Origin of the sequence: Pseudomonas sp. MWU12-2037, assembly GCF_023242345.1 — a bacterium.
In the GTDB taxonomy this organism is placed as follows: domain Bacteria; phylum Pseudomonadota; class Gammaproteobacteria; order Pseudomonadales; family Pseudomonadaceae; genus Aquipseudomonas; species Aquipseudomonas gingeri_D.
The window spans coordinates 38524-49676 of the sequence record NZ_JALLIZ010000030.1 but is presented as its reverse complement, the minus strand read 5'-3'; the positions used below and the strand labels follow the sequence as shown (position 1 = coordinate 49676).

General features: G+C 59.8%; 10 protein-coding genes. 5 read left to right on the top strand and 5 right to left on the bottom strand.

Annotated features, from left to right (window positions below):
• Positions 1–354: 354 nt before the first annotated feature.
• The 5 genes from pstB to M5B42_RS30975 all read right to left on the bottom strand — a co-directional run bounded on the left by pstB (position 355) and on the right by M5B42_RS30975 (position 5956).
• Positions 355–1134: a phosphate ABC transporter ATP-binding protein PstB gene (pstB, locus tag M5B42_RS30995; protein WP_100944227.1), complete on the bottom strand. Its 780-nt coding sequence runs from the start codon at positions 1132–1134 to the stop codon at positions 355–357.
• On the bottom strand, positions 1134–2006 hold the full coding sequence (gene pstA / locus M5B42_RS30990; protein ID WP_103497235.1) for a phosphate ABC transporter permease PstA: 873 nt from the start codon (positions 2004–2006) through the stop codon (positions 1134–1136). Before pstA ends, pstB begins: the two co-directional genes overlap by 1 nt.
• Positions 2003–2998 (bottom strand): phosphate ABC transporter permease subunit PstC, encoded by a 996-nt coding sequence (gene pstC, locus M5B42_RS30985; protein ID WP_103497236.1) that lies wholly within the window; start codon positions 2996–2998, stop codon positions 2003–2005. The genes pstA and pstC overlap by 4 nt, the downstream gene beginning before the upstream one ends.
• A 76-nt stretch (positions 2999–3074) precedes the next feature.
• The gene (pstS, locus tag M5B42_RS30980; RefSeq protein ID WP_177102045.1) at positions 3075–4091 is read right to left on the bottom strand and encodes a phosphate ABC transporter substrate-binding protein PstS; all 1017 of its coding nucleotides are present in this window, start codon (positions 4089–4091) and stop codon (positions 3075–3077) included.
• A 185-nt stretch (positions 4092–4276) separates the two neighbouring features.
• Entirely contained in the window at positions 4277–5956 is a 1680-nt protein-coding gene (locus tag M5B42_RS30975) for a methyl-accepting chemotaxis protein (protein WP_248747958.1), read from the bottom strand.
• A 201-nt stretch (positions 5957–6157) separates the two neighbouring features.
• Between M5B42_RS30975 and M5B42_RS30970 the strand changes: the two genes are divergently transcribed.
• From M5B42_RS30970 to M5B42_RS30950, 5 genes are all read left to right on the top strand, one after another.
• Positions 6158–6598: a YeeE/YedE gene (locus M5B42_RS30970; protein ID WP_103497238.1), complete on the top strand. Its 441-nt coding sequence runs from the start codon at positions 6158–6160 to the stop codon at positions 6596–6598.
• Entirely contained in the window at positions 6595–7017 is a 423-nt protein-coding gene (locus M5B42_RS30965) for a DUF6691 family protein (protein WP_248747957.1), read from the top strand. The genes M5B42_RS30970 and M5B42_RS30965 overlap by 4 nt, the downstream gene beginning before the upstream one ends.
• 331 nt (positions 7018–7348) lie before the next feature.
• On the top strand, positions 7349–8953 hold the full coding sequence (locus M5B42_RS30960) for a tetratricopeptide repeat-containing response regulator (protein WP_248747956.1): 1605 nt from the start codon (positions 7349–7351) through the stop codon (positions 8951–8953).
• Complete coding sequence (locus M5B42_RS30955) at positions 8950–9642, top strand: HAMP domain-containing sensor histidine kinase (RefSeq protein ID WP_100944222.1); 693 nt, start codon at positions 8950–8952, stop codon at positions 9640–9642. The genes M5B42_RS30960 and M5B42_RS30955 overlap by 4 nt, the downstream gene beginning before the upstream one ends.
• 233 nt (positions 9643–9875) lie before the next feature.
• The gene (locus tag M5B42_RS30950; RefSeq protein WP_248747959.1) at positions 9876–11117 is read left to right on the top strand and encodes a glutamine synthetase family protein; all 1242 of its coding nucleotides are present in this window, start codon (positions 9876–9878) and stop codon (positions 11115–11117) included.
• Positions 11118–11153: the final 36 nt, after the last annotated feature.

The window sequence follows — 11153 nt, the reverse complement described above, 5'->3', positions numbered from 1 at the left end:
CGGTGCGGCGATCCGACAAGCCCGGCTCCTACAGTGTGGTGTCGTTCACCGATCTTGTGTACGGCACAGGACTGTAGGAGCCGGGCTTGCCCGCGAAGAGGCCGGTTCAGGCGCTGCAAGGCTTGCGGGCCTCATCGCCGGCAAGCCAGCTCCCACAGCTCGGTGTTCCACCTCAGGGACATCGCCGTGCCTGGCTCTTGTAGGAGCCGGCTTGCCGGCGATGACGGCCATATGAGCGATACAAGGCTCGCGGGCATCCTCGGCAGCAACCCCCTCCCTACAGCCATGCATAGCCACTAAATCCCAGGCATAAAAAAACCACCTCTGCAGGTGGTCTCTCTATTCGCGTCCGAATCAGCCAAAGCGACCAGTAACGTAGTCTTCGGTCTGCTTTTTCTTCGGATTGGTGAAGATGGTGTCGCTCATCGCATGCTCGATCAGCTCACCCATGAACATGAACGCGGTGTAGTCCGATACCCGTGCCGCTTGCTGCATGTTGTGGGTCACGATGATGATGGTGTACTGCTCTTTCAGTTCAGTGATCAACTGCTCGATGCGCCCGGTGGAAATCGGGTCAAGTGCGGAGGTCGGCTCATCCAGGAGCAAGACCTGTGGCCGCAAGGCAATCGTCCGCGCAATACACAGACGTTGCTGTTGACCGCCCGAGAGGCCCTGTGCGCTTTGCTTGAGCTTATCCTTGACCTCATCCCACAGCGCGGCACCACTCAAGGCCTGCTCGACACGCTCGTCCATCTCATGGCGGGATAGCTGCTCATGGTGGCGCACGGCATAGGCCACGTTGTCGTAGATCGACATCGGAAACGGTACCGGCTTCTGGAAGACCATGCCGACATGACTGCGCAGGCGGTTCATCGAGTAGCCCGGCGCGAGAATGTTCTCGCCGTTGAGCAGTACCTCGCCACGCGCCTCCTGCTTCGGATACATGGAGTAGATCCGGTTGAATACCCGCAGCAGTGTCGATTTACCGCAACCTGAAGGCCCGATGATCGCAGTGATGCGTTTCTCTGGAATATCCATGTCGATGGACTTCAGTGAGCGCTGGTTGTTGTAAAAAAACTCCAGGCCACGAACGCGAATTTTGGTTTTTTCGTTGCCAAGGTCACGGCTATTCATCAAGTCAACCTATTGCGCAAAAGGATCAAACGGGACAGAAGGCTGAGGATCAGTACGAACAAGGTCAGTACCAATGCGCCCGCCCAGGCCAGGGAATGCCAGTCCTCGAAAGGACTCATGGCGTACTGGAAGATCACCACGGGGACGCTGGCAATCGGCTTGAGCAGATTGCTGCTCCAGAACTGGTTGCCGAAAGCGGTAAACAGCAGTGGTGCCGTTTCACCGGTGATCCTGGCCAGCGCCAGCAAGATACCGGTCAGCACACCGGCTTTCGCCGCGCGCAGGACGATTTGCAGCGTCAATTTCCACTGCGGGACACCCAATGCCAGAGCAGCCTCGCGCAAGGTGGTGGGTTGCAGTTGAAGCATCTCGTCGGTGGTCCTGACCACCACTGGAATCACCAGGAGCGCCAAGGCCAGGGCCCCGGCGATCGCGGAGAAACCGGACTGGTGATTGGTCAGCAGGTTCAATGGCAGGATCACCGCCGTGTAGACGAACAAGCCCAGCACAATCGACGGCGCCGAGAGCAGGATGTCGTTGATGAAACGAACGACGTTGCCCAGGCGCGAGTGACGGGCGAACTCCGCCAGCCAGATGCCCGCCATCAAGCCGATCGGCGTGCCGATCAGCAGGGCGATCGCCGACATCAGGGCGCTACCATAGAACGCGTTGGCCAGGCCGCCTTCCACACCCGGTGGCGGTGTCATCTGGGTGAAGAGGCGAAGATTGAGCGCCTGAAAGCCGTTGATGATCGTGGTCAGCAGGATCCACACCAACCAGACCAGGCCGAAGACCGTGGCGCCACAACTGAGCACCATCGCCAACTGATTCTTGAAGGCACGGATTCGGTAGAGGCGTTCGTTACCGGTCATACACCCTCCTTGCGTGAAAGCCGCATCAGCAGGAGTCGCGCCAGCGCCAATACGATAAAGGTGACGATAAACAGCAAGAAGCCCAGGGCAATCAGCGCCGAACGATGCAGGTCGGTATAGGCTTCGCTGAACTCGTTGGCGATGACCGAAGCGATGGAGCTGCTTGGCATCAGCAAGGAGGCCGAGAACTGTTGAGCGTTACCCAGTACGAAAGTCACCGCCATGGTTTCGCCCAATGCCCGTCCCAGTCCGAGGAAAATGCCGCCGACCACCGCAGAGCGGGTGTAAGGCAGGACGATGTCCCAGACCACTTCCCAGGTAGTGCCGCCCAACGCATAGGCAGACTCTTTGAGTGGCGTGGGAACGCTACGAAACACTTCCTGCATGACCGAGGTGATGAAGGGCATGATCATGATTGCCAGGACGATGCCGGCGGTCAGCATGCCGATACCCAGGGGCGGCCCCTGAAACAGCGAACCGACCAAAGGTAGCGAACCCAGGTAATCGTTGATCCAGGGAGACAGATGTTCAGCCATGAACGGGCCGAATACGAACAGGCCCCACATGCCGTAGATGATCGATGGAATCCCCGCGAGCAATTCAACCGCCGAGGCGACGGGCATCCGTAGCCAAGGTGGTGCGACCTCAGTCAGAAAAATCGCAATGCCGAAGCTGACGGGAACCGCAATCAGCAACGCCAGGAAGGACGTCACCAGGGTGCCGTAAATCGGCACCAGGGCACCAAAGTGGTTATTGACCGCATCCCACTCAGTGCTGGTAAGAAAACCGAAACCGAAGGTCTTGAGCGCAAGACTGCCGCCCCAGAGTGTCGACGCTGCGATGCTTGCCAGGAGTAGCAGCACCAGCATCGCGGCGCCCATCATCGAGCGCTTGAACCAGAGATCATGACGATGATCGCGAGTCGCACGCGCATCACTCGCCACTTCGCCAGCGTAAATGGTCATGGTCGGAGGTTGCACTATATCGTTCATCAGAAGTCTGCTCACAAACAAACCCCTTCACTCGGCAAAGACTGCCCGAGGAAGGGGTGTTTTAGCTATTGCTGGATCAATGGGCGAAGTCAGACTTCCAATAACCTTCGATGCGCTTGACGAGGGAGTCAGGCAAAGCCACATAGTCCAGCGCCGAGGCCTGTTGTTGGCCATTTTCCAGCGACCATTTGAAGAAGTTGAAGGCTGCCTGGCTCTGCTCGGCATTCTTCGGTTGTTTGTACATGATGATCCAGGTGGTCGCCGTGATCGGCCATGCGCCATCGCCAGGAGCGTTGGTCATGATCAGGTTGAAGTCTTTGGCGTTGGCCCAGTCGGCGGTGTCGGCAGCCGCCGCAAACGCTTTGGCGTTAGGCTGGATGAACTTGCCGGCGGCGTTTTTCAGCTGTGCGTGAGTCATCTTGTTCTGCAGAGCGTAAGCGTACTCGACATAACCGATGGAGTTCTTGATCTGCTTCACGTAGGCGGAGACACCTTCGTTGCCTTTGCCGCCGACGCCGACTGGCCAAGGCACGGTGGTACCGAAGCCGATTTTGGATTTCCAGCCATCGCTCACTTTAGCGAGGTAGTTGGTGAAGTTGTACGAGGTACCCGAGCCGTCAGAACGGTGAACCACGGTGATTTTACCGCCAGGCAGTTTCACGCCCGGGTTCAGGGCAACGATGGCCGGGTCGGTCCACTCGGTGATTTCACCCAGGAAGATTTTCGCCAGGGTTTCGCCGTCGAGCTTCAATTGGCCCGCTGCGACGCCGTCGATGTTCATCACCGGCACGATGCCGCCAATCACGCTAGGGAATTGACCCAGGCCGCCAGCCTTGAGGTCGTCCGCCGACAGTGGGGCGTCGGAAGCGCCGAAGTCCACGGTCGCCGCCTTGATCTGGGCAATACCGCCACCCGAGCCGATCGACTGGTAGTTGATGCGATTGCTGGAGTCTTTGCTGTAGTCCTGGGACCACTTGGACAGGACCGGATAGACAAAGCTGGAGCCAGCGCCGGTCACATCGGTCGCGTGAGCGACACCGCTCAGGCACAGAGAAGCCAGCAGGACAGACAGGCCTTTTTTAGTCAGCAACATCAAACACCTCAATGAAAGGGTTAAGTGGAGTGACCCACCTATAAAGAGACGTTACGATTTAATTCCTGAAATATTTCTGTCTGATGACTGTAGTGTGATTTTTAGTAATATTTTGAAATGAAGAATCATTCATTTGTCTCGGTTCCCTTGGGCGCGTCAGGATGGACAGCGCCCTTTTCGAACCGTCAGACCCTGAAACGCTTGACCAGTAGTCCCAATTCCCGCGACAGCTGATCCAGCTCGACACACATTTCGTTGTTGCGCGTGGTGATGGCCTGGGTGTCGTTGATGTGCTGGCTGATTTGCGCCAGGCTCTGGTTCACCTCGGCGCCAATGCTCGACTGTTCTTCCGCGGCGGTCGCGATCTGGTTGTTCATGCCGTTGATCTCGGACACCGCATTGCTGACCTGGGCCAGGATCTGGCCGGTACCGTTGACCTTGGTCACTGCCAGCTCGCTGCCACCGAGGCTGCTCTGCATGGTGCTGACCGCCGCTCGGGCGCCTTGTTGCAGTTGAGTGATCTTGGCCTGTATTTCCTGGGTGCTTTGCTGGGTACGCTGGGCCAGCGAGCGGACTTCGTCGGCGACCACGGCAAACCCACGCCCCTGTTCTCCCGCGCGGGCGGCTTCGATGGCGGCGTTGAGGGCCAGCAGATTGGTTTGCTCGGCAATGCCGCGGATCACATCGAGGATGGAGCCGATGGACTCCACATCGCTGCCCAGGGTCTGGATATCCTGGGCGGCTTTTTCGATATCCCGCGCCAGACCGCCAATGGCATTGACGGTGTCGCTCACGTTGGTTTGCATGGCCTGGGCCTGCTCATCGGTATTGCGGGTCGCCTGGGCGGCATTCTGCGCCGACTCCGCCACGTTGTGGGTGGCCAGGGCCATCTGCTCCATGGCGTGGGTGACCTGCTCGGCGTCACGGGTCTGGCGTGTCAGCGCATCGGCGGCATGCTGGGCACTTTGCTTGAGTTGTTCGTTGCGCTCCTGCAACTGCTGGGCGCAGCGGGCCAGCTCCAGCACCATATGGCGGATTTTTCCGGCGAACTGATTGAAGGCACCGGCCAGCTCGGCGGTTTCCTCATTGCCATCGATGGGCAGCTGACGGGTGAGGTCGCCGTCTTCGCTGGCCAAGTCCTGCAAGCTGCGGGTCAGCAGGCCGAGTGGTCTGACGATGCTGCGAGCGACATAGGCTGCGACGAGGCTGAGCACGATCAGCAGCACCCCCATGATGCCCCATTGCTTCCAGCGCAGGGCATCCATGGCCTGCTGCTGGTGTTGCGTTTGCGTGGCGATCAGGGCGTCCAGGCCGTCGACATAAAACCCGGCGCCGACGATCCAGTTCCATTTGTCCAGGTAAATGGCGTAGGACAGCTTGGGGTAGGCGGTGTCGTCATTACCGGGCTTGGGGAAGTAGTAGGTGACGAAATCACCGCCGCGCTTGGCGGCACCGATCAGTTCTCGGATCAGGTAAGTGCCGTGGCTGTCTTTCAGGTCCCAGAAATTTTTTCCATCGTCCTTGCCGGCGGCCAGGAAAATCCTGTCGCCCTTGTCGTTGTAGCCGAAGAAATAGCCGTCTTGCCCATAGTGAAGGTCGCGCAGTCGACGCTTGGCCTCTTCCTGGGTGGCGGGGCTCATGGCATCGGCCCCTTCATAAAGCGGCTTGATGGCGCTGTAGGCCAGATCGAGGTAATGCACCAGCTCGTCCTTGCGGGTTTTTATCAAGGTCTGGCGCGTCTCCTCGATACTTCGCTCGCCCATGGCCTGCTGCTCGGAAAAGGCCAGCAGTTGAATAATCAAAGCCAGCAGGAGGGCAGGAATCACAGATAGCAGCAGAACCTTGTTGCGTATTTTCCACTTCATAGGAAATCCCGGGTCGAGGAGCAAGCTTGTTATGTTTTTTTATATCGACTCACTGGCATGATTGTTCAGCTCCGTGAGTCGGTTTTTTCAAGGAGAGTCGCTACTGTTGTGACCATATCCGCCCATGGGGGCCGAAACATTGACGCAGGTCGACTGCACTCACGACCATGCATACTCTCTTTATTCAGCGGACGGGGCGATATGACTATCGACTGGCTTGACTTTACGCCGTGGTCGGCACTGGCTGGAGGCGCGCTGATCGGGCTGGCGGCGGCTCTGTTCATCCTCGCCAACGGCCGTATTGCCGGCATCAGCGGCTTACTCGGCAGCCTGCTTCAGCGCGGCAGCGAAGGGTGGGGCGAGAAGGCCTTGTTTCTACTGGGTCTGCTGCTGGCGCCGTTGTTGTGGGGGGCGTTCCATGCGCTGCCGACGATCCGCTTCGAGACCGGAGTCCCCGGCTTGGTGCTGGCGGGCCTGCTGGTGGGATTGGGAACCCGTTATGGCTCGGGGTGCACCAGCGGGCACGGTGTGTGTGGCATTTCACGGCTGTCGCCACGCTCCATTGTGGCCACGCTGTGCTTCATGGCCGCGGGATTTGCCACGGTCCATGTTCTTCGCCATGTGTTGGGAGTCTGGCTATGACCAAGCTGACGGCTTTTTTGGGCGGTCTGATATTCGGCATCGGCCTGCTGCTGGCCGGTATGGCCAACCCGGCCAAGGTGTTGGGGTTTCTTGATCTGGCGGGGGCCTGGGATCCTTCCCTGGGACTGGTCATGCTGGGGGCCGTGGTCGTGGCGGCCTTGCCATTCCGATGGGCCGGCAAACACAAGCACTCCCTGTTGGGAGCGGCCATGCAGATACCGCTCAAACGCGGGTTGGATGTCCGCCTGGTGGGCGGCAGCCTGCTGTTTGGCGTGGGCTGGGGAATCGCTGGCATCTGCCCGGGACCGGCGGTGGCGATTCTGCTGACCGGGCATTGGCAGGCCATCGTGTTCGTGCTGGCCATGCTGGCCGGTATCCAGCTGTTTGCGCTGCTGGAAATACGCCAGGTGGGTCGTTAACGGGTTGCCTACTTGCCGTGGTCGATGCTGACAACCCTTCGTCCGAGTCTCAGGTTTTCGCGGCGCCTGACGATACCCTGTTGAAGACAACCGTAGAATCCGCTGCCGTGGGCTGAGGGTGTGTCTCAACTGGTTGATCAAGCCTCTATAGCTTTTGCCGCTACGCTTGGCAAAAGGTCGCTTTTTGCCTGGGATTTTGTACGATGCTGTAAAGTCGCTTGATGGCAAAATGCTGTTAGTTATTATCTGCGCGCGAAGGTAGCAGGGAAGCTGAACCCGCTCTGGTGATTGCCCACGGGCTCATCTTCTATTTCCCATGACAGGAATCTCGATGCTGGCGTATCACCAAAAAAACTTTCTTATCGTCGATGATTTCTCCGATTTCCGCAGTTCAGTCCGGTCCATGCTGCGGGAGTTGGGGGTCAAGGAAGTGGACACCGCCGACACCGGGGAACAGGCGCTGCGCATGTGCGCCCAGAAACGTTACGATTTCGTGCTGCATGACTACCACCTGGGCGATGGCAAGAAGAACGGCCAGCAGGTGCTCGAAGACCTGATGACCGACAAGCTGATCAGCCATGAAAGCGTGTTTGTCATGGTCACCGCCGAAAGCAGCCAGGCCATGGTGCTCTCGGCCCTCGAACACGAGCCCGATGCCTACCTGACCAAGCCGTTCAACCGTGCCAGCCTGGCCCAGCGCCTGGAAAAGCTGGTGCAGCGCAAGAACCTGCTCAAGCCGATCATGGAGGCGTTGGACCGCGACAAGCCGGCCGAGGTGCTGGCCGCCTGCACCCGCCTGACCCAGCAGGACAGCCGTTTCGCTCCGTTGTGCCTGCGCTACCGCGCCGACGCGATGTGGAACCTGAATCAGTTCGAACCCCTGGAACGTTTTCTCACCGGCATCCTCGCCGACCGTCCGTTGCCCTGGGCTTATGCGCGTATGGGGCAGTTGCTGTTCAAACGCAACCAGGTCGTCCAGGCCAAGGCGCTCTATGAGACCGCGCTCAAGGCGTTTCCGATGATGCCGGCGCTCTATGACGGCCTGGCCGAGGTGCTGGTGCAGGAAGGCGATACCCGGCGTGCACAGAGCGTGTTGGAAGAGGCTGTACGCCTCTCGCCGCTGGCGGTGCGCCGACAGTCGATGCTGGGCAAGCTGGCCTTGGCCAATGAAGATTTTGAAAGTGCTTCCCGAGCTTATCGCCAGGCCGTGTACCAGGGCGAGCAATCGCGTTTCAAGGACCCTGAGAGCAACCTCGGCCTGGCCCATGCGCTGATCAGCAAGGGCAGCGAGCGTGGCCTGGACACCCGTACCCGGCTGGAGATCAACCAGACTCTGAGCGCGGTCGCCAAGGAAAACGCCAACGACCAGGGCTTGCAGGTGCGGGCGCGCTTGATGAAGGCCACCAGCCTGCTGCTCAACGATGCCGAAACCGCCGACAAGCTCACCGAGCAGGCGATGTCGCGCCTGGACGGCATGGAGAACTTCATGAGCGCCGAGGCCGCGCTGCTGGTGGCCAAGCAGCTGCAGCAACTGGGCCAGGCTGATGCTGGCGCTTCGATGCTGAAGAACTGCGTGGAAATCTACGGCGACGATCCGACGGTGATGAAGGGGATCGCCAAGCTGACCTCCGACCCGGAGATCCTTGGCGGCGGCAAGGCGGCCATCGATCTCAACGTGCAGGGCGTGCGCAGCTACAAGGGCGGCAACCTGGACGAGGCCGTGGATCTGTTCCGCCGGGCTTTGGCGCTGCAACCGAAGAACATCAGTATTGCCTTGAACGCGGCCCAGGCGCTGCTCGTCATTGCCCAGAAGGGCGGCGATGCCGCAGTGCTCGAGGAGTGTCGCGGCTGTCTGAAAATGGTCGGCAAGATGCCGGACAGCGACCCCCGTTATGAGAGGTATCAGAAATTGCGCACCCGGGCATTTGGCGAATGAGTGAGACTCACGAGGGGCTGGATTTTTCCACGGTGATTGCCTCCACCGTGCATGACATGAAGAACTCCCTGGCGATGCTGACACAGGCCCATGGCCAGTGGTTGGCGCGCTTGCCCGATGCCCAGCGCGAAACCCCCGAGCACAGTGTGATCGAGTATGAGTTCGCGCATCTCAATACCATGCTGGTGCAACTGCTCGGACTGTACAAGCTAGGGGTCAATCAGCTGCCGCTGCGCCCGGATTACCATGAGATGGACGATTTTATCGGCGCGCAACTGGCTGGGCGCCAGGAGCTGCTGAGCAGCCGTGGGATCGTCGCCAGCTGTGAGGTCGGTGATTTCAGTCCGCTGGGTTTCTTCGACCGGGAACTGATCGGTTCGGTGGTCGGCAATATCGTCACCAATGCCATCGGCTACGCCTGTCATGCGCTGTTGATCAGTGTCCGCGAAGAGGGCGAGCAATTGGTGCTGACCATCAATGATGACGGTCCCGGTTACCCGGAACAGATGGTCGAGCGCCAGGCCGATTATGTCCAGGGCATCAACCCGGCGACCGGCAGTACCGGCCTGGGGTTGTATTTCGCTGCGCGGATTGCCGGGCTGCACGAGCGCAACGGCGTGCGCGGGCGGATCGAGATCGCCAATGGCGGGACCTTGGGCGGGGCCTTGTTCAGTCTTTATCTGCCGTGAGTGCAATCGCCAGGGCGTACCCTGATTGTTCGGTCAGTCTTTTCTGTATTCCCTGCTTGAAATCCTGAACGGGTGATGCGTATTTTGTACAGGACGCCGTTAGCGGCCCGTACAACAACAAGGATTGAGTCATGACGACCGATGGCCAGCGTTCACTCGCCCAGCGACTGACCGGCATTGATGAGATTGAGTGTGTCACCCCGGACCTCAATGGCGTACCCCGCGGCAAGGTGATGACCGCCGAGGGCTTTCTCGAAGGGCGGCGCCTGCAGATGGCTCGCGGGGTCTTGCTGCAATGCATCATGGGCGGTTACCCGCCGGCACGTTTCTACGGCAGTGACGACGGCGACCTGGCGCTCAACGCCGATCCCCAGCAGATTCACCGCTTGCCCTGGAGCCGGCAACCCCGTGCCCTGGCCATTTGTGATGCGGACGAACTGAGTGGCGAAAGCTCCAGCCTTTCGACCCGTGGCCAGCTCAAGGCGGTGATCGCGCGTTATGCGGCCCGTGGCCTGGCGCCAGTGGTCGCGACCGAGCTGGAGTTCTTCGTCTTTGCCCCGAACCCCGACCCGACCCAGGCCTTCCTGCCGCCAGTGGGCCTGGACGGTCGACGCGAGGAGGGCCATTCGGCGTTCAGCGTCAGTTCCAACAACGGCTTGCGCCCCTTCTTCAGCGAAGTCTACGAATGCATGGCCGCCCTGGGACTGCCCCGGGATACCTTCATGCACGAAATGGGCGTCAGCCAGTTCGAGATCAACCTGCTGCATGGCGATCCGTTGCTGCTGGCCGACCAGACTTTCCTGTTCAAGCACCTGCTCAAGGAAGTCGCCCTCAAGCACGGCCTGACCGTGGTCTGCATGGCCAAGCCGCTGGCTCACACCCCTGGCAGTTCCATGCATATTCATCAGAGCGTGGTGGCGGCCGACAGCGGGCGCAATGTGTTCAGCGATGCCAACGGCGAGCCGACCGCGACCTTCCGGCATTTCATCGGTGGGCAGCAGGCCTGCCTGGCGGACTTCACCGCGCTGTTCGCACCGAACGTGAATTCCTACCAGCGGCTGTGCCATCCCTTTGCCTCGCCGAACAACGCTTGCTGGTCCCATGACAACCGCTCGGCCGGTTTGCGTATTCCGGCCAGCGCTCCAGTGGCGCGGCGGGTAGAAAACCGCTTGCCGGGAGCCGATGCGAATCCCTATCTGGCGATTGCCGCGAGCCTGGCGGCGGGCCTTTACGGGATCGAGCACGAGCTGGAACCGACGCCGGCTATCCAGGGTGAATTCGAAGTTCCGGATTCTTTGTCGTTGCCATGTACCTTGCATGCCGCGCTCGAACGTCTGAAACGTAGTCCGTTGGCCAGGGAGTTGTTCGGCAGCGTGTTCATCGAAGGCTATATCGCTTCCAAGAGCATGGAGCTGACCAGTTTCCTGGATGAAATTACCCCCTGGGAGCGTCGTGTTCTGGCCTCTCAGGCATAGCTGTAGTCGTCCCGTTCGGGCTATCTTGTCGGATAG

Excerpts from the sequence above, each read along its gene's own strand:
- M5B42_RS30955 (WP_100944222.1), top strand. The coding sequence starts at position 8,950 with ATGAGTGAGACTCACGAGGGGCTGGATTTTTCCACGGTGATTGCCTCC.
- pstA (WP_103497235.1), bottom strand. The coding sequence starts at position 2,006 with ATGACCGGTAACGAACGCCTCTACCGAATCCGTGCCTTCAAGAATCAG.
- M5B42_RS30970 (WP_103497238.1), top strand. The coding sequence starts at position 6,158 with ATGACTATCGACTGGCTTGACTTTACGCCGTGGTCGGCACTGGCTGGA.
- pstB (WP_100944227.1), bottom strand. The coding sequence starts at position 1,134 with ATGAATAGCCGTGACCTTGGCAACGAAAAAACCAAAATTCGCGTTCGT.
- pstS (WP_177102045.1), bottom strand. The coding sequence starts at position 4,091 with ATGTTGCTGACTAAAAAAGGCCTGTCTGTCCTGCTGGCTTCTCTGTGC.
- pstC (WP_103497236.1), bottom strand. The coding sequence starts at position 2,998 with ATGAACGATATAGTGCAACCTCCGACCATGACCATTTACGCTGGCGAA.
- M5B42_RS30950 (WP_248747959.1), top strand. The coding sequence starts at position 9,876 with ATGACCGCCGAGGGCTTTCTCGAAGGGCGGCGCCTGCAGATGGCTCGC.
- M5B42_RS30960 (WP_248747956.1), top strand. The coding sequence starts at position 7,349 with ATGCTGGCGTATCACCAAAAAAACTTTCTTATCGTCGATGATTTCTCC.
- M5B42_RS30965 (WP_248747957.1), top strand. The coding sequence starts at position 6,595 with ATGACCAAGCTGACGGCTTTTTTGGGCGGTCTGATATTCGGCATCGGC.
- M5B42_RS30975 (WP_248747958.1), bottom strand. The coding sequence starts at position 5,956 with ATGAAGTGGAAAATACGCAACAAGGTTCTGCTGCTATCTGTGATTCCT.